Raw genomic sequence first — 18,626 nt, 5'->3', positions numbered from 1 at the left:
CACCCCGCCGGGGCCCGCCTACCTGGTGACCGCGGCGCGGAAGCGCCAGACGCCCAGCGCCAGGAGGACGGCGGCGTACCCGAGGAGCACGCCCACGTGCGGGAGCACGTCCCGGAGTGAGGCCTGGTCGCGGACCAGCGCGCTGAACGCGTCGTAGCCCCAGGCGTGCGGGGTCAGGAACGCGACGGTGGTCATGGTGTCGCCGAAGGACTCCAGCGGGAGCATGGTGCCGCCGAGCGCGCCCGCCCCGAGGCTGATGCCCACCGCCGCCGCCAACGCGCCGCCCTCGGTCCTCGCCAGACTGCCGAGCAGTAGCGAAGCGCCGCTGCTGACCAGGCAGAACGCGGTCACCACCAGCGAGGTGGCGAACAGGTTCCCCCACGCGACGCCGAACAGCAGGGCCGACCCGAAGAGGATCAGCAGGGCCTGTGTCAGGGCGATGAGGAACCTGCCCAGCGCCTCGCCGAGGACGATGGACCCCGCCGAGGTGGGGGAGGCGTACAGGCGTCGCAGGACCCCCGAGCGTCTGGCCTGGACGATGCCCAGCGACGTCGTCAGCGCCGTGATGAAGGTGTAGAGCAGCAGCAGCGGGGGAGCCGCCAGGCTGTGCGAGGAGACCCCCTCGGGGAACGTGGCCTCACCCGCGGTGACCACCTCCACCCGGACGCCGGACACCTCGGTCTCCTCCGCGTCCGCCAGGCGCTCCTCGAACCCGTCGTCGCGGACGCCCTCTGTGACCCGGGCGGTGCTCAGCAGCGCCGACTCCTGCGCCACCACGGAGCGGACCCACGTCCCCACGTCCGCGGCGGCCCAGTCGTTGCCGCGCGTGACGAGCTCCAGTTCGACCTGTTCGCCGTCGCGAACCAGGTCCCCGTAGTCGTCCGGGACCACCAGGCCCGCCTGGACGTCCCCGGCCTCCACCAGGTCGCGCATCTCCGTCTCGTCCAGAAGCAGGACGTCGATGCGCTCGTCCTCCTCCAGGGCGTCCACGAGGCGCTCGGAGAGTCCTCCGCCGGAGGGCGCGACGACGCCCAGGACCGGCCTCCCCTCCCCGTACATCAGCCCCATCATGAAGACCATCAGGAAGGGGAGCAGCAGGACGAAGAAGATGTTCGTCCGGTCGCGGAAGACGCGGCGTACGTTGAGGACGCCGATGGTCAGCGATTTCATGAGTTCACCATCCGTCCCATACGGAACAGCGCGACGGTCGAGCCGACGAGGCCGAGCGCGAGCAGGACCGCGCACGGCAGGAGGACCGAGCCGAGGCCTCCCGCCGAGAGCTCGCCCAGGCCGAGCAGGAACCACCGGTGGGGGGTCAGGTAGCTGACGACCGCCAGCGCGTTGAGCTGCGAGATCGGGAACAGCGCCCCACCGAACGCTCCGAGCAGCATCGCCAGGACCGAGAGCCAGTTGGCGGCCTGTTCCGAGCTGCGCGCGAAGCTCGCCACGGCGGCGGTGAGCCCGATGACGGCCAGCACGCCCGTGGTGATCAGCGCCGCCGCGCCCAGCGGGTCGCCCCAGTCGGCGCCGAAGAACAGGGTCGTCGCGACGGCCAGGACCGCCATGTTCGCCAGGCCGATGAGCAGTCCGCTGGAGAGCTTCGCGACCAGGATCGCCCCCCGCGGGATCGGGCTGGCCAGGAGACGGGCCAGGGTCCCGCCCGCCTTCTCGTCGAAGATGCTGGTGACGCTGAACATCGCCGCGAAGAAGACGAAGAAGAACGCCATGGAGGCCGAGTAGTAGGTGGCGGTGCCCAGCTCCCGCCACTCCAGGTCCGCGTCCTCGACCACCGTCAGCGGCGGCGCCGCCGTCTCCGCCTCCTCCAGGAGCCGGGCCGCGGCGGCCGGGTCGGGTTCGGAGTCGAAGCCGGTGGCGATCGCGAGGCGGATGCGGTGGTGCTCGGTGGCGTAGGCGCGGCCGATCTCCCGGGCGATGTGGGTGGCCACGGGGGAGTCCGCGTCGCCGACGACGGTGAGGACGGCGTCCTCGCCCTCCTCTAGCGACTCGGTGAAGTCCTCGGGGATGAGGAAGGCCGCGTCGGCGGCCCCCGTCTCGACCGCCTCGCGCGCCTCGCGCTCGGAACCGGCCTCGGACAGCTCCAGCACCCCGTCGTCCTCCAGGGGGCGCAGCGCCTCGTCGACGAAGCCCCCGCCGAGCGATCCGGAGTCGCCGTCGACGACCACGTACTCCGAGCTCGTCCCCTGGGACGTCCCGTCGCCGAGCAGCATGTTGAAGAAGAAGGCCACCCCGAGCGGCAGGAGCAGCCCGAAGACCAGCAGGCTGCCGTCCCGCAGCCGCTGGCGCACGTCCTTGGCGACGATGGCCGCGGTCATGGAGAGGGTGTTGGTTCCGTTCGCCATGGCTACTCCCGGAGCCCCTTCCCGGTCAGGCGCAGGAAGACGGCTTCCAGGTCCGGCTCCTGGACCTCGACCGACCTGATGCCGGCGCCCTCCCGCGTCAGGGTGTCGAGGATGCGGGGCAGGACGTCCCGGGCGTCGGGCGTCAGGAGCCTAATCCGGTTCCCCTCGCAGGTCGCCTCGTCCACGCGGTCCAGCGCGCGCAGGGCGTCGAGCAGCCTCTCGCCGGGGGAGTCCAGGGTGACCAGGACCGTATCGTCCTCGCCCACCTGGGCGACCAGTTCGCGTTGCGTGCCCTCGGCGCGGATGCGGCCGCCCTCGATGACGCCGACGCGGTCGCAGAGGCGTTCGGCCTCCTCCATGTAGTGCGTCGTGTAGAGCACGGAGACGCCGCCCCGCGTCAGGGCGTCCACGCTCTCCAGGATGGAGTTGCGGCTCTGGGGGTCCACGCCGACCGTCGGCTCGTCGAGGATGAGGAGCCTCGGGTTGTTGAGCAGTCCGAGGCCGATATTGAGCCTTCGGGCCATTCCTCCGGAGAATTTGGATACGGCCTCACCGGCGCGCTCGGAGAGGCCGACTGTTTCCAGGACCTCCTCGGTCCGGCTCCGCGCCTCCGATGAGGAGAGCCCGTACATGCGCGCGAAGAAACGCAGATTGTCGCGTGCGCTGAGGTCGTGGTAGAGGGCGAGTTCCTGGGGGACGAACCCGATGAGGGACTTGCTTTTCCTGTTCGTGACGCTGTGCTCGACGCCGTCCACGAGGATCTTCCCGGCGTCCCGGCGCAGGATGCCGGTGATCATGCCGATCGTGGTGGACTTGCCCGCTCCGTTGGGTCCCAGCAGGCCGTAGGTCTCCCCCTCGTCGATGAAGAAGCTGACGTCGTCGACCGCCAGGTTCTTCCCATATCTCTTGCTCACTCCTTGGACTTCCAGGATGGGCACGGGCCCTCCTCGCTCCTCTGTGCCTTCGCGGTCCGCCGGTCGGTCGGCTGTTTCACGCGTTACGCCCCGACGCGGCCGCGCCCTTTCCGCGCCGCCTTTTCTCCGTGGCGTTCCGCGGTCCGGGCCAGTGAACCACAGAAAGTGTCCGTTTATGTTCCGGTTGTTTTCGATGTGGCGTTTCGGCCTGGTTTCATTTGCTTCGGAATGCGGACCGGCGTGTGGTGAGGGTGTGGGCGAGGTCGGCGGGGGTGGGCATGGCGTCCATCCGTTCGCGCAGGGCGTGGGCGGCCCGGGTGTGGCGGGGGTCCTCCAGAAGTGCGCGTACGCCCTCGGTGACGGTTCCGGCGTCCAGGCGGTCGGGGTCCACGACCAGCGCCGCGCCCCCGGCGGCGACCGACGAGGCCAGCAGGGGTTCGTCGAAGGTGGGCCGGGGCGAGACGAGCTGCGGGACCCCGTGGGCCAGACCGGTCAGGACGGTGCCCGTCCCGCCGTGGGTGATCATGGCTGCGCAGGTGGGGGCCAGGGCGTGCAGGGGCACGTACTCGACCAGGCGTGCGTTGCCGGGAACGGCGCCGAGCTTCTCCTGCTCACTTGCGGGCAGGGTGGCCACCACCTCCACGTCCAGGTCGGCCAACCCCTCCAGGACCGCGGCCACGTCCACCCCGAACCTGCCCAGCCACGCCGCCGTGCTGGTGCCCAGGCACAGGGCCACGCGGGGTCGGTCGGGGGGTGTGCGCAGCCAGTCGGGGACGACGGCGCGTCCGTTGTAGGGCACGTAGCGCACCGGCAGGTACTCCAGGTGCGCGGGCGTGTCCACTCTGAGCGGGGAGGGGACCTGTTCGACGGTGGCCTGGCCGTGGACCAGGGTCTCGGAGAAGTCCACGCCGTGCCGGGCGGCTCTGGCCCCCAGCCACTCGGCCAGGGGGTCCTCCCTCCGGGAGGCGGGCTGTTCGGCCATCCGCGCCAGGAAGCGCGCGCGCACGGCGCCGAACACGTCCGCGCCCCAGGGGTAGCGCACGTGCGCGGCCCCGCAGGCCTCGGCGGCGATCGCCCCGGAGAAGGTGATGGGCTCCCACACGACCAGGTCGGGGCGCCAATCCCGGCAGAGGGCGACCAGGTCGTCGACCATGGGGTCGTTGACCATCCGCCACCACCAGGTGACGACCTGCCGGTACTCCTCAAGGGTCTCCTCCCAGGGACCCTCCGGCCCGCCACGGCCGTACACGGAGAAGAGGGGGATGCCTCCCCGCATCCCGTCGAAGGAGGACCGGGCGGTGAGGTGGCGCCAGAACCCGTGGTCGCGTCCCACCGCGGCGAAGGGCAGGCCCGTCCCCCGCACCACGGGCGCCAGCGCGGGCTGGCTGGCCACCCGGACCTCGTGCCCGGCGGCACGCAGCGCCCACGCCAGGGGCACCAGGCTCAGGAAGTTCGTCTTCTCGGCGAGGGACGCCACGACGACGCGCACGGTCACTCTCCTGGGGGTCGTCGGTCGGTGGGGGGCACCGAGGTGTGGAGGGCGCGGAGCGGGGGCCGCTCCGGCGGAAGCGCCATGTCTACCAGCTCCGGACGAGGGGGCGGAGGCGGCGCGTGCGCGCCCCGGTGCCGACCGGGGTTGGACGGGCCGACGCGTCCTCCCCTAGTCTTCCGACGCGTTTCGAGGAGGGGACGGGACATGCGTGTGCTCTTGGCCGCGGCCGCGGAGAAGCCGCACTTCCTCGGCATGGTCCCGTTGGCGTGGGCGCTGCGCGCCGCCGGGCACGAGGTCCGGGTGGCCAGCCAGCCCGCACTGGAGCCCGTCGCGGTGGGGGCGGGGCTGCCCTTCACCGCCGTCGGCAGGGACCACTCCTTCTGGCGCACGATGAAGGTCTTCGACCTCCACGACACCCTCGACGACGTCCCGCTGTTCGGCCGCGTCACCGACCCCTACGAACGGGTTCCCTGGGAGTACCTGCTGGAGGGCTACCGCCGCGTGGTGCCGTGGTGGTGGCGGATGGTCAACGACCCCATGGTCGACGACCTGGTCGCCCTCTGCCGGGATTGGCGCCCCGACCTGGTGGTCTGGGGTTCGGTGAGCTTCTCCGGGGCGATCGCCGCGGAGGCGTGCGGGGCCGCGCACGTGCGCTACCTGTGGGGGGCCGACATCTTCGCCCGCACCCGCGCGCGCTTCCTGGCGCGGATGGGCGAGCAGCCCGCCTCCCGGAGGGAGGACCCCCTGGCCGAGTGGCTGGGGGCCCGGGCCGCCCGGTACGGGGTGGACTTCTCCGAGACCCTGGTCCACGGCCAGGCCACCGTCGAGCAGGTCCCCGCGTCCCTGCGGGTGGACACGCCCGCGCATCTGGAGTACCTGCCGGTGCGCTACGTGCCCTACAACGGACGCGCCGTCGTCCCCGACTGGTTGCGCACACCCCCCGACCGACCCCGCGTCTGCGTCACCCTGGGCACCACGCTCATGGGTCAGGACCGGGGCGGGGACGTGTTCCGGGACCTTCTGGAGGGGTTGGCCGGCCTGGACGTGGAGGTGGTGGCCACCCTGCCCGCCCGCGAGCAGGAGAAGCTCGGCGCCGTTCCCGGCAACGCACGCCTGGTCGAGTATGTCCCCCTGCACGCCCTGGCCCCCACCTGCGCCGCCATGGTCGACCACGGGGGGTGGGGGACCGTGCTCACGGGACTGGACGCGGGCGTGCCGCAGGTCATCGTCCCCAGCTGGTTCGACGATCCGATGCTCGCCGACATGCTCGCCGCGCGGGACGCGGCCGTCGCCGTCCCCCAGCGGACCATGACCGCCGGGGACGTCAGCGAGGCGGTCTCCCGGCTGATGGAGGACCCGCTCCTGGCCCGGGGCACCGCGCGCGTGCACGACGAGATGCTCGCGATGCCCTCGCCGTCCGACCTCGCCGACGCGCTCGTCCGCCGGGCGAGGGGCTGACGCCCGGCGCGCACGCGCTCAGACCGGGGAGTGTGCGGCGGCCTCGCGGACGCGTTCGACCAGGCCGGCGAGGGCCAGGACCGGCGCCGTGTCCACGGCCGCCCGCCCCCGCACACTGTCCGCGAACGCCGTCAACAGGTTGCGGAACTGGTGGTCGGCCTTCAGGGACAGGTCCTCGGTCCCCTCGTCCGTGCGCAGCTCCAGGGTGGGGCACAGCGTCTCGGGCGGTGTGAAGGCCCGGTCCAGCCGCAGGCTCCCCTTCTCCCCCCAGACGGTGTAGGTGTTGCGGTAGTGCATCCCGAAGCCGAACCCGAGCTGCACCGCCACCCCGCCCGGACCCGAGAGCAGCACCGAACCCCGCGCGTCCACCCCCGTGTCCGGATCGTGGTCCAGGAAGCCGCCGCGTACGCGCAGGCCGTCGCCCAACAGGAACTGCGCCAGGCCCAGCGGGTACACGCCAACGTCGAGCAGTGCGCCGCCGCCCAGCGCCGGGTCGTGCCTGATGTCCCCCGGCGTGCGCGCCGGCACGCCGAACTCGCACATCAGCGCGCGCGTGCGCCCCACCGCGCCGCCCTCCAACAGCCGCCTCAGCTCGTGGTGCTGGGAGTGGTGCCGGAACGCGAAGTTCTCCATGACGGTCAGGCCGCGCCGACCGGCCTCGGCGACCAGCTCGGCCGAAGTCCGCTCGCCGACGGTCAGGGGCTTCTCGGACAGGACGTGGAGCCCGGCCTCCAGGGCCCGGCCCACCCATTCGTGCCGCAGCCCCACCGGGAGTGGCATGTACACGGCGTCCAGGTCCGGACGCGCGAGCAGGTCGGCGTAGCCGGTGACGGCCTCGCAGCCGAAGCGCTCGGCGAACGCGCGCGCCTTGGCGGGGTCGCGGCTGGCCACGGCGACGAGCTCCACCGAGGGCGTCACCGCAACGGCGGGCAGGACGCGCCTCCAGGCGATGTCGGCGCAGCCGACCAGTCCGAGCCGTACCGGCGCTCCCGTACCCCCGAGCGTCGAGGACACACGACCTCCCTCGTGTCGACCGCTGCCGAGGCACCGGTGGCGGCGGGAGCCGGCCACGGACTCGGCGCGGCCATACTGCCAGAGCCGCGGCGGGCGGGGGCGCCGCCGCCCGCGCCGGAGCGGGAGCGGGCCCGCTCCCCCCTCCTGAAGGGGGTGGTGCCGCGCGGCGCTTCCCCTATTCTTTCGGCGCTGTACCCGGGCCCGGAGGCCGGGAGGGGCCGGTGTCCGCGGAAGCGGTCGGAGGGGTCCGCTCCCGTCCGGGCCGCGAGCCCAGGAGGGAAGTACCACGCATGGCGACGAGTGACGAGGCGGCGGCGGTTCTCGATGCGGTCCGCGACCACCACCGGTCCACCCGCACCGAACGCGAGTTCGTTCCGGGTGTGACGGAGATCTGGCCCTCGGGGGCGGTCCTGGACGAGGAGGACAGGGTGGCCCTGGTCGCGGCCGCACTCGACATGCGCATCGCGGCGGGCCCCAGCGCACGCCGGTTCGAGTCGGCGTTCGCCCGCAGGCTCGGAAGGCGCAAGGCCCACCTCACGAACTCCGGCTCCTCGGCCAACCTGCTCGCGCTGTCCTCCCTGACCTCGCACCTGCTGGAGGACCAGCGGCTGCGCCCCGGCGACGAGGTCGTCACGGTCGCCGCCGGGTTCCCGACGACCGTCAACCCGATCCTCCAGAACGGGCTCGTACCCGTGTTCGTGGACATCGAGCTGCGCACGTACAACACCACGGTCGAAAGGGTGGAACAGGCCATCGGCCCGCGCACCCGGGCGATCATGATCGCCCACGCGCTGGGCAACCCGTTCGAGGCACGGGAGATGGCGCGCCTGGCCGAGGAGCGCGACCTGTTCCTGATCGAGGACAACTGCGACGCCGTGGGATCCCTCCACGACGGGCGGGTGACGGGCTCCTTCGGCGACCTGTCGACGGTCAGCTTCTACCCGGCGCACCACCTCACCATGGGCGAGGGCGGCTGCGTGCTCACGTCCAACCTCATGCTGGCCCGTGTCGTTGAGTCCATGCGCGACTGGGGGCGGGACTGCTGGTGCGAGCCCGGTGAGAGCGACACCTGCCGCAAGCGCTTCAGCTACCAGCTCGGGATGCTGCCCCCCGGCTACGACCACAAGTACACGTTCTCCCACGTGGGCTACAACCTGAAGGCGACCGACCTCCAGGCGGCGCTCGGGCTGAGCCAGCTCGACAAGCTCGACTCCTTCGGCGAGGCCCGGCGCCGCAACTGGCGCCGGATGCGGGAGGGCCTGGACGGGCTTCCGGGCCTGATCCTGCCGGAGGCCACGCCCAACAGCGATCCGAGCTGGTTCGGCTTCGTGGTCACCGTGGACCCCGGGGCTCCGTTCGACCGGGCCGAGCTGGTCCACTTCCTGGAGTCCCGGCGGATCGGCACCCGCCTGCTCTTCGCGGGCAACCTGACCCGGCACCCCGCCTACCTGGACCGGCCGCACCGCGTGTCCGGAGACCTGGAGAACAGCGACATCGCCACGGAGCGGACCTTCTGGACCGGGGTCTACCCCGGGCTCACGGACGAGATGATCGACTACGTGGTCTCCTCGATCACCGAGTTCGTCAAGGAACGGCACAAGGGCGTCCTCTGACGCGGTTTCCGGCCCCCGGCCGCCGTATCGGCGGTCGGGGTTTTCCCATTTTCCGGGTTATTTTTACGGCTTTCTGCTGTTATCCGGGTTTTCCGTCTCGGGTCGGCGCGTCTCCTCCCCGGGGCGGAGACACGGGGAGGCGCGGCCCCGGCCGCGGGTGGCGGCGCCGCAGTCGCCGTGTCGGTCGGGTCAGGGATAAAAGCAGGTGGAAGCGGGTCCGTTTCCCGGATCGCGGGCATTCGCGGCCCTCCTTCGGGTGGGGGCCTCCTTTGCGCGACCCCCGCACCCGGGTACGGGGGGTCGTCCCGCGGAAGGCCGCGGACCCGTCCCGAAGGAGGAGGGGAAAATGGTCCGCGTGAATGAAGACCGCAGCGCGGCCGGAGCCTAATGTGTATTTCGCAACAGGCGTTACCGACAAAACGGTCGCCGTGTTCCGAGAAAGGCATTCCCATGGCCGTTTCCGCCAGCAACCGCCCCGAGATCAACCTCGACGTCGACGCCGAGACCTTCGAGACCCCGGGCTCGGGCCGGTCCGTCGAGAACAGCGGCGCCGAGGCCCCCGGCCCGATCACCTTCGGCACCACCTGCTGGGGCACCCCCTGCCCGAGCGCCAACACCGTCTCCTGCTAGGGGGTGGACCCGCAGTCCCCACAGAGGCCGTGGACGGCACTCGGCCGTCCGTGACGGTGGAACCCCGTCCCTGAACCACCGCGGCCCGGCACGACCAGGCCCGGGGCGGCGGCCGCTCGGCGACCGCCGCCCCGCGGCACATCCACAGGTGTTCCCCGTCCCTTCCGCGAGCGCGGCGCCGCGGGCGCGGACCCGGCCGAGGAGGCAGCCCCCATGCACGACGACACAGCGCAGGACCGCGAGGAGACGCCGCCGGACGCCGCGCCGCCGCTGGGCCTGCTGGAGTACCTCGACCTGACCGAGGGCCGACCCGTCCGGGACAAGCGCGACACCGCCTTCGCCTCGGCCCTGCTCGCCGAGCGCCTGGGCTACAGCCGCGTCTGGCTGCCCGAGCACCACGCCTCCGGCGTGCCCAGCACCAACCCGCTGCTGCTGGCCGCCGTCCTGGGCAGCCACACCCGGCGCGTGCGGGTGGGCACCGCCGTCACGCTGTCCAGGATCCGCGACCCCCACCTGACCGCCGAGGACGTCGCCGCCGCCGCGCACTTCTGCCCCGACCGCCTCGACGTCGGGTTCGGCCGGGGCGACGTGAGCGGGGGAGCGGCCGAGGACCTCGCCCACCTGCGAGAACGCGGCCAGGACGTGGGCGCCGTCATCGACGCGACCGTCTCCCTCCTGCGCGGGGGCGCCGAATGGGTCGATCCGGTGGACACCGGGTTCCAGCTCTGGTCGCACGGCGCCGGGAACCGCTCCGCCGAGATCGCGGCCAGGACCGGCACCCACTACTGCCACGCCCTGTTCTTCAACACCGACGTGGACGCCTGCGTCAGCACGCTCAGGGCCTACCGCGCGGCCCGCCCCGGCGGGCGCACGGCCGTGGCCCTGGCCCTGGTCGCCAACGACGACCCCGCCGCGGCGCGCGCCGACAGCCTGCGCCAGGGCGTGCGGGTCAACTGCGCGGGCACGGCCGACCAGTGCGCCGAAGCCGTGCACCGCGTCCTGGCCATCACCGGCGCCGACGAGGCGGTCGTCACCGAGCTGTCCAGCGACCCCGGGGACCACCTGCGCGCCGTGGAGGAGGTCTTCGCCGCCGTGCGCCGCCGCGCGGCCTCCCCCGCCGGGGCCGCGGCCCTTCCCGACGGCGCCGCCTCCGATGGCACCACCACACCCACCGGCCGTCCTGCGCCCGCCGACGGGCCCCTTCCCGCCGGGGCCGCCGCCACGGGAAGCGGTGCCCGGTGAGCGGATCGGACTTCGGCCTGGTCCGCGTACCCCTGCTCAGCGTCGAGGAGTCCGCCCGCATGGTCGCCGCGGGCGACGTCCACGACCCCGTCGCCGCCATGGCCGTCGACCTGGCCGCGGACCCCCACCTGCGCACCGCGTCCGCGTCCGGGGAGCGCGCCCGCGCCACCCTGCTGCGCTACCTCGCGCGCATGGGCGGGCGCGCCACCCCCTACGGACTGTTCGCCGGAACCGCGCCGCTGACGGTCGGGGACCGCCGCGACCTGGAGGCCGACCGGCGCGACCGGCACCGCGTGCGGGTGCGCGTGGACGTGCGCGCCTTGGAGGAGACGGTCGCCGACGCCCTCGCCGCCGCCGACCCCGACCGCGTCCCCCTGCGCCTCAACCCCCTGGCCCGCGTCGGCCCCTCCGCCGTGCGCTTCGCCGCTCCGGGCGACGCCACCGCGGCCGTGGTGAGCGTGCGGCGCACCGAGGCCATCGACACTGCCCTGGAGGCCCTCGGCGGCGCCGAGACGAACGCCGCCGACCTCGCCGACGCGCTCGCCGAGCGGCTGCCCGGCGTGGAGCCCGACCGCCTGCGCACCTTCGTGCGCGGCCTGCGGGACAGGGGCCTGCTCCAGCCCTCCGACGGCCTGATCGCCCCCGGCGACGAGCCCGCCGACCGGGCCGTGCGCCTCCTGGACGCCGTCGGCGACCGCGACCGGGCCGCCGCCGTGCGCGTCCTGCTGACCGACGCCGCCGGCGAGCGCCCCTTCGAGCCGGGGCTGCGCGACCGGCTCGACACCGCATGGGACCGCGCCGCCGACCACGCGCCCGCCCTGGCCCGGACCAAGTACGCCGAACGCTTCGACCTGCACCCCGAACTCGCCATGCGCGCCGCCAGCCTGGACCGGCGCACCGTCGCCGACCTGCGCTCCGCCGTGCGCCGCCTCGCCGCCCTCTCCTCCCCCGGAGGCGGCCCCGGCTTCGACACGGCCTCCTTCCGCGCCGCCTTCGCCCAGCGCTTCGAGGACGCCGAGGTGCCGCTGCTGAGCGCGCTGGACCTGGAGTCGGGCGTGCTGCGGCCCGCTCAGCGCGGCGCCTCCGAACTCGCCGCGAGGGCGGGCCTGCGCACCGGTTCCCGCCCCGCCGAGCCCACCGTCAAACCCGAGCTGCTCGACCTGCTCGGACGCTGGACCGCCGACGGCGGCCACCTCGACGGCGGCTCCGTGGACATCGCCCACCTGCCCGAGGCCGACACCGACGGCTCCCGCGCGCTGCTGGCCGTCCTGCTCGGCGACGCCGACCCGGCCTCCCACGACGGACCGCACAGCATGCTCGTCGGCGGGGTCGGCCGCACCCCCCACGCCCTGGTGGCCCGGTTCGGCCTCCACCGCCCCGCCGTGGCCGACCGCGCCCGGGAGCAGGTGGACCGCGCCCGCGAGCGGTACCGCGCCGGGGACGCGGCGGAGGAGCCCCTGCACGCCGAACTCGTCTACCACCCGGGCGGACGCATCGGCAACGTCCTGGTGCGCCCCCGTTTGCTGGACGAGACCATCGCCCTGACCGGCGCCCACGGGGGCACCCTGCACCTGGACCGGCTGCTCCTGCGCCTGTGCCCGGACGGATTCCGGCTGCGCGACTCACGCACCGGCCGCCCCGTCCTCGTGGAGCTCAACACCGCCCACAACGTCGACTTCCACGGCCTGGACCCGGTCTACGCGGTGCTGGGCCACCTGGCCACGTCCGGGGGAGCGGGCTGGTCGTGGGGTCCGCTGGCCCGTCTGCCCCACCTGCCGCGCGTCACCTGCGGCCGGGTCGTGGTCACCCCCGAGCGCTGGCTGCTGCGCCCCGGGGACGTCGCCGCGGTCCTGTCCGCGCCCTCCCCGGCCGCCGCACTGCGCGACCGCCTGCCCGGCCTGGGCGGGCGCACCTGGGTGGGCACCGGCGAGTACGACCACGTGCTCCCCGTGGACCTGCGCGAGGACGCCTCGGTGCGCGCCGCCTTGGCGCGCGCCGGAGACCGCGACACCGCCTTCGTGGAGATGCCCCAGGCCGAGGCGCCCGCCGTGCGCGGTCCCGGCGGGGGCCACGTCGCCGAGGTGGTCGTGCCCACCGGACCCGTCCTGCGCGAGCCGCCCGGCACCGGCGCGGGCACGGCCCTCCTGGACCGCGGCCACGGCCGGGCCTGGGTCTACGCGCGCCTGTACTGCGGGCACGCCACCGCCGACCGGGTGGTGTCGCGCGCCCACCGGCTCTCCACGGACCTGCGCGCCGCCGGGCGGGCCGACCAGTGGTTCTTCCTCCGCTACCAGGACGGGGACGGCTACCACGTGCGGGTGCGCGTCCGCCCGGCCGGACCCGCCGCGCGGCCCGGCGTGCTCACCGCCGTGGACGCCCTCGGAGCCCGGCTGGCCGCCGAGGGCCTGGTCAGCCGGGTCGTCCTGGACGAGTACGTGCCCGAGGTGGCGCGCTACGGCGGCACCGAGGGCCTGCGGGCGGCCGAGGAGCTGTTCACCGCTTCCAGCGACCGCGTCGCCGCCGCGCTGCCGGACCTGGCCGACGAGTCCGCCCGCCTCTACCGGGCGGTCGCCGACGTCGCCCACTGGTGCACCGAACTGTTCGCCGCCTCCGACGAGCGCGACGCGTTCCTGCGCGCGTGCCAGGGCGGCCTGGACGTGTCCCCCACCCGCGAGGGCAACCGCCTCGGCAAGTTCGCCCGCGCGCACGAGTCCGCCCTGCGCGCCCACGTGGAGGGGGTCCGACCCGACGAGGACGTGGCCAAGGCCCTGGGCGCGCTGGCCGCCGCCCTGGAGCCCGGCACCGGGACCCGCGGCCGGTGGTCGGTGTTCGGGTCGGCGCTGCACCTGCACCTGAACCGGACCTTCGCCTTCGACGCGGTGCGCATGGAGTACCTGGCGCACGAACTCGCCCGGCGCCACCTGCGCCGCCTGCACGCACTGGAGGGCAAGAAGCGATGAACGACGCTGACACGCTGGACCTGGCGCGGCGGTTCCTGGCCGACACGGACGCCCATGTGCGCGAGAACCCCACGTTCCCGCTGCTGCTGGACCAGGCCGTGGCCCGGATGGAGTTCGCCCGCGCCCTCGGCGAGGACCACCGCGCGGAGGACGCCTTCCACGGGGCGATGGGCCTGCTGCGCTCCGGCGGCGGCACCGGCCCCTGGCTCTACCGTGGCGCCGCCCAGGCCGGGTGGACCGCGCTCCGGCTCGCCCGGGAGCGCGGCACCGAGCCGTCCGGACTGGGCGCCGTGGACGACGCGGTCCTGCGGTGGATCGCCGACTACCCCGCCGAGGGCGAGGTCGACCTGCCCATGGGCGTGCTGGGCCTGGGCGCCTACGCCCTGGCCCACCCCGACGCCGGGTTCCGCGACAAGGCCACCTCCGGCGTCCTGGACGTGGTCGAGGAGCGCGCCGAACGCGACGACGACGGCCTGTTCCTGCGCCTGGGCGACTCACCGGCGCGCCGCGCCGACCAGTCCGCGGGCTGCCGGGTGCTCGGCGCCGCCCACGGCACCGCCGGACTGGTGTCCTACCTCGCCTCGGCCGCCGGGACGGCCGCCGCCCCGCGCGCACGCCCGCTGCTCGACGACTCCGTGCGCTGGCTGCGCGCCCAGCGCGGCGACTTCTCCCACGCCGTCTTCCCGCACCGGGTCGAGACGCGCTACACGCCCGCCCGCGCCACCTGGTGCTCGGGGGACCCCGGCATCGCCCTGGCCCTGACCGCGGCCGCCGGGGTCACCGGGGACCCGCGCGACGCCGACCTGGCCCGCGCCACCGCCCTGGCGGTCGCCACCCGGCCCGAGCGCGACTGCGGGATCACGGACGGGTGCGTGTGCCACGGCGCCGCCGGACTGGTCTGGTTCGGCCGCCGCGCCCACGACGACCACGGCCTGTCCGAGGGGCTGGAGTGCGTGCGGCGCTGGACCGGCTGGCTCGCCGAGCGGCGCGCCGAAGGGCCGCTGACCTACTTCAACCCCGCCGGGATGATCCGCGACGCCTCCTTCCTCGAAGGGGACGCGGGCGTGGCCCTGGCACTGCTGTACGCGGCCACCGGGACGCGGCCCGCGTGGGAGCAGCTCGTCCTGGCGCGCCCCGTCACACCGGAGGTCTGATGCCCGGCTCCCCGCCGACCGAAGCGCCCGCCGACCGGGGCCGCCACTGGGTCCTGCGGCTGCTGTCCGCCTGCCGCCGCCACCCGGGGCTGACCGCGGGGGTGGCCGCTGCGGCCGTCCTGGGGACCGGGCTGACCGCGCTGGCCCCGCTGGCCGCCCAGATCGCCGTGGACGACGCGGTCCAGGGGCGCACGGACCGGATCGGCGTGCTCGCCCTCGCCCTGCTGGGGGCCGCCGCGCTCCAGTTCGCCGGGGCGTTTGCCCGCCAGTTCCTGTCCGGCAAGCTCGCCCTGGGCGTCCAGCACGACCTGCGCACGGCCGTGTTCGACTCGGTCCAGCGGCTCGACGGCGGCAGACAGGACACCCTGCGCACCGGCCAGGTCATGTCGCGCGCGAACACCGACCTGCAACTGGTCCAGGGGCTGCTGGCCACCGCGCCGCAGGCCCTGGGCGGCCTCGTGCTCATCGTGTTCGCCTTCTCCGCGATGCTGTGGCTCTCCCCCGCGCTCACCGTCGTGGCCGCGGCCGTCGTGGCCTCCTTCGTCGTGGTGACGGCGCGGGTCAGCAGGCGCATGCCGCCCGCGACCATGGCCGTGCAGCGCCGCGCCGCCGAGATCGCCCAGCACGTCGAGGAGACCGTGACCGGCGTCCGCGTCGTCAAGGCCTTCGGCCAGGAGGAGCGCGAGACCCGGCGCCTGGCCGACCTCGCCGCCCGCCTGTTCGGCGAGCGCATGCGGGTGGCCCGCATGCAGGCGGCCCCCAGCGCCACCCTCGGCGTGCTGCCCTACCTCGGTCAGGCCGCGGTGCTGGTGGCGGGCGCGTGGCTGGTCGCGCGCGGCGAGGTGTCCCTGGGCGCCCTCGTCGCCTTCTCGGGGTACATGGTCACCCTCACCGCGCCGTCGGCGTCCCTGTCCAACCTGGTCATGAGCGCCCAGCTCGTGCGGCCCGCGGCCCTGCGCGTGTTCGACCTCGCCGACTCCCGCCCCGACGTCACCGACGCGCCCGACGCCGCCGACGTGCCCGAGGGGCCGGTCGGCGTGGAGTTGGACGGCGTGCGCTTCGGCTACACCCGCGACTCCACCGTGCTCGACGGGCTGTCCCTGCGCGTGCGCCCCGGCGAGACCCTGGCGCTGGTCGGCCCCGCCGGGTCGGGCAAGTCCACCGTCTCGCTGCTGCTGCCCCGCTTCTACGACACCACCGGCGGCGCCGTGCGGATCGGCCCTCCCGGCGGCGCGGTGGACGTGCGCTCGCTGCGCCTGCGCTCGCTGCGCGCCGCGGTCGGCGTGGCCTTCGAGGAGCCGTTCCTGTTCTCCGGCACGGTCACCGACAACATCGCGTACGGACGCCCGCACGCCACCCGCGAGCAGGTCCGCGCGGCGGCCCGCGCCGCCGGGGCCGACGGCTTCGTCCGCGCGCTCCCCGACGGCTACGACACCCCCGTGGGCGAGCGCGGCCTGACCCTGTCCGGCGGCCAGCGCCAGCGCGTGGCCCTGGCCCGCACGCTCCTGGGCGACCCCCGCGTCCTGGTGCTGGACGACGCCACCTCGGCCGTGGACGCCGCCACCGAGGCCGCCATGGTCGCCACGCTCGCCGACGTCACCGCCGACCGCACCGTCCTGCTCGTGGCCCACCGCAGGTCCACCCTCGCCCTCGCCGACCGGATCGCGGTGCTCGACGGCGGCCGGGTGGTGGACGTGGGCACCGAGGCGGAACTGACCCGGCGCTGCCCGCTCTTCACGCGGCTGTGCGCCGGGGACGGGGGCGGCGTCGAGGAGCCGGCCCCGACCTCCGACGGGGGCGGCTCCCCCCTGTGGCCCGAACCCGTGCCGGAGACCGCCGACCCCGACGAGGCGGCGCTGCCCGCCGCCGACGACCGCCCCGCCGGGCGCCTGGACCGCACGCCGCCGGAGGAGCCCGGAGCGCGCTTCGGCGTCCGCCGGGTGCTGGCCCCCGTCCGGGCCCTGCTGGCGCTCGCCGTCCTGCTGGTCCTGGCCGACGCCCTGGCCACCACCGCCCTGCCCGTGGTGCTGCGCTGGGGCCTGGACCGGGGCGTCGCCCCCGGCGACGCGGGCGCGGTCGCGGCCGCGGGCGCGGCGGCCCTGGCACTGGTGGCGGTCAACTGGTGGGTTCTGGCCCTCCAGCCCCGCGTGGTCACCCGGACCGGGGAGAGCGCCCTGTACGCCCTGCGCCTGCGCGTCTTCCGGCACCTGCACCGGCTCGGCGTGGACTTCCACGAGCGCGAGCGCGGCGGCGGGACCATGACCCGCATGACCACCGACGTCACCGCGCTGTCCACGTTCGTGGAGAGCGGGCTGACCATCGTCGTGGTCAACGGCGCCACCGTGCTGGGGATGGTCGCGGCGATGCTGCTGCTGGACCCGGGCCTGGCCCTGGTCGCCCTGGCGGTCCTGCCGGTGCTGCTCGCCGCGACCCTGTACTTCCGCCGCTGCGTGTCGCTGGCCTACCACCTGTCCCGGGAACGGATCGGGGAGGTCAACGCCGACCTCCAGGAACAGGTGGCGGGGGCGCGCGAGTCCCAGGCGGCCGGGGCCGAGGACGGCGCGAGCGAGCGCTTCGCCGCCCTGTCCGACCGCTACCGCAGGACCCGGCTGACCGCCCAGCGCCACATCGCCCTGTACTTCCCGTTCGTCACCCTGCTCGGGGACGTGTCCACCGCCGCCGTCCTCGGGGCGGGTGCGTACCGGGTGGCGGAGGGCACCCTGTCGGTGGGCGTCCTGACCGCGTTCCTGCTCTACCTGGGGATGTTCTACGCCCCGTTCCAGCAGTTGTCGGTGGTCTTCGACAGCTACCAGCAGGCGCGCGTGGGCGTGGACCGCATCGGCGGGCTGCTGCGCACGCCGCCCACCGCCGCGGCCTCCCGGCGGGCGGTCCCCGCACCGGTCCGGCGGGGCGGCGGCCGGGTGCGCCTGGAGGGGGTCGGCTTCACCTACCCCGGCGCGGGCGGGCCCGCCCTGGCCGACATCACCCTGTCCGCCGACCCGGGCGAGACCGTGGCGCTGGTCGGCGGGACCGGCGCCGGGAAGTCCACCGTGGTCAGGCTCATCGCCCGCTTCCACGACCCCGACCGGGGAGCGGTCCTGGTGGACGGGACGGACGTGCGCGACCTCGACCCGGCCGAGCACCGGCGCAGACTCGGCGTGGTCCCCCAGGAGCCCCACCTGTTCACCGGGACCGTCGCGGACAACGTGCGCTACGGACGCCCCGGGGCGGGCGACCGCGAGGTGGAGGAGGCCGTGCGCGCGGTCGGCGCCCTGGACGCCGTGGCGGCCCTGCCCCGGGGGATGCGCCACCCGGTCGGCGAGCGCGGGCGCGGCCTGTCCACCGGGCAGCGCCAGCTCGTCGCGCTGGCGCGGGCGCAGCTGGTGGACCCCGACGTGCTGCTGCTGGACGAGCCCTCCGCGGGGCTGGCCCCGGGCACCGAGCGCGCCGTGCTGACGGCGATGGACCGTCTGTCCCGGGGGAGGACGACCTTCGTGGTCACCCACAGCCTGGCGACGGCCGCCCGCGCGGACCGGATCGCGGTGCTCGACGGCGGGCGGGTGGTCGAGACGGGCACGCACGGGGAGCTGTCGGCGTCGGGGGGCGTCTACGCCCGCCTGTGGCGGAGCAGCGGGGCGGGGCCGGTGCCGGTCTGAGACCGGGCGGCCCCGACCGGCGCGGGTGCCCCGTCACCCCGTGGCGTCACCGGCGTGCGCGGCTCCGGGGCCCTGCTCGGCGGGGGCGCTCCGTCGCGCCGGGGCGCCGTGCGCGCGGCCCGGGACCCGGCCC

Annotated in this window: 12 protein-coding genes; 7 read left to right on the top strand and 5 right to left on the bottom strand. The window is 74.9% G+C overall.

Annotated features, from left to right (window positions below):
- Positions 1-18: 18 nt before the first annotated feature.
- The 4 genes from PV789_RS28865 to PV789_RS28850 form a co-directional block, all read right to left on the bottom strand.
- Entirely contained in the window at positions 19-1,170 is a 1,152-nt protein-coding gene (locus tag PV789_RS28865; protein ID WP_274975449.1) for an ABC transporter permease, read from the bottom strand.
- A complete protein-coding gene (locus PV789_RS28860) occupies positions 1,167-2,360 on the bottom strand; it encodes an ABC transporter permease (RefSeq protein WP_274975448.1) in 1,194 nt (397 codons plus the stop codon). The genes PV789_RS28865 and PV789_RS28860 overlap by 4 nt, the downstream gene beginning before the upstream one ends.
- Positions 2,361-2,362: 2 nt before the next feature.
- Positions 2,363-3,298, bottom strand: a complete 936-nt coding sequence (locus PV789_RS28855) for an ABC transporter ATP-binding protein (RefSeq protein ID WP_274975447.1) — start codon at positions 3,296-3,298, stop codon at positions 2,363-2,365.
- A 190-nt stretch (positions 3,299-3,488) separates the two neighbouring features.
- On the bottom strand, positions 3,489-4,763 hold the full coding sequence (locus PV789_RS28850; protein ID WP_274975446.1) for an activator-dependent family glycosyltransferase: 1,275 nt from the start codon (positions 4,761-4,763) through the stop codon (positions 3,489-3,491).
- Between the two features lie 207 nt (positions 4,764-4,970).
- Here PV789_RS28850 and PV789_RS28845 point away from each other — a divergent pair, with 207 nt between their 5' ends.
- Complete coding sequence (locus PV789_RS28845; protein WP_274975445.1) at positions 4,971-6,224, top strand: activator-dependent family glycosyltransferase; 1,254 nt, start codon at positions 4,971-4,973, stop codon at positions 6,222-6,224.
- 18 nt (positions 6,225-6,242) lie between these two features.
- On the opposite strand, the gene PV789_RS28840 is transcribed toward PV789_RS28845, so the two are convergent.
- Entirely contained in the window at positions 6,243-7,238 is a 996-nt protein-coding gene (locus PV789_RS28840; RefSeq protein ID WP_274975444.1) for a Gfo/Idh/MocA family protein, read from the bottom strand.
- A gap of 290 nt (positions 7,239-7,528) precedes the next feature.
- Here PV789_RS28840 and rfbH point away from each other — a divergent pair, with 290 nt between their 5' ends.
- The 6 genes from rfbH to PV789_RS28810 all read left to right on the top strand — a co-directional run bounded on the left by rfbH (position 7,529) and on the right by PV789_RS28810 (position 18,493).
- Entirely contained in the window at positions 7,529-8,851 is a 1,323-nt protein-coding gene (rfbH, locus tag PV789_RS28835) for a lipopolysaccharide biosynthesis protein RfbH (RefSeq protein WP_274975443.1), read from the top strand.
- A gap of 450 nt (positions 8,852-9,301) precedes the next feature.
- Entirely contained in the window at positions 9,302-9,481 is a 180-nt protein-coding gene (locus PV789_RS28830) for a hypothetical protein (RefSeq protein ID WP_274975442.1), read from the top strand.
- Positions 9,482-9,694: 213 nt separating this feature from the next.
- Complete coding sequence (locus tag PV789_RS28825) at positions 9,695-10,723, top strand: LLM class flavin-dependent oxidoreductase (protein WP_274975441.1); 1,029 nt, start codon at positions 9,695-9,697, stop codon at positions 10,721-10,723.
- A complete protein-coding gene (locus PV789_RS28820; RefSeq protein WP_274975440.1) occupies positions 10,720-13,683 on the top strand; it encodes a lantibiotic dehydratase in 2,964 nt (987 codons plus the stop codon). Before PV789_RS28825 ends, PV789_RS28820 begins: the two co-directional genes overlap by 4 nt.
- Positions 13,680-14,837 carry a lanthionine synthetase C family protein gene (locus tag PV789_RS28815; RefSeq protein WP_274975439.1) on the top strand — a complete coding sequence of 386 codons (1,158 nt, stop codon included), beginning with the start codon at positions 13,680-13,682 and terminating at the stop codon, positions 14,835-14,837. The genes PV789_RS28820 and PV789_RS28815 overlap by 4 nt, the downstream gene beginning before the upstream one ends.
- Entirely contained in the window at positions 14,837-18,493 is a 3,657-nt protein-coding gene (locus PV789_RS28810; RefSeq protein ID WP_274975438.1) for an ABC transporter ATP-binding protein, read from the top strand. Before PV789_RS28815 ends, PV789_RS28810 begins: the two co-directional genes overlap by 1 nt.
- Positions 18,494-18,626: the final 133 nt, after the last annotated feature.

Origin of the sequence: Nocardiopsis camelliae, from assembly GCF_028993595.1 — a bacterium.
Classification (GTDB): domain Bacteria; phylum Actinomycetota; class Actinomycetes; order Streptosporangiales; family Streptosporangiaceae; genus Nocardiopsis; species Nocardiopsis dassonvillei.
The sequence above is the reverse complement of the archived record's forward strand: the minus strand, read 5'-3'. Positions and strand labels throughout refer to the sequence as shown.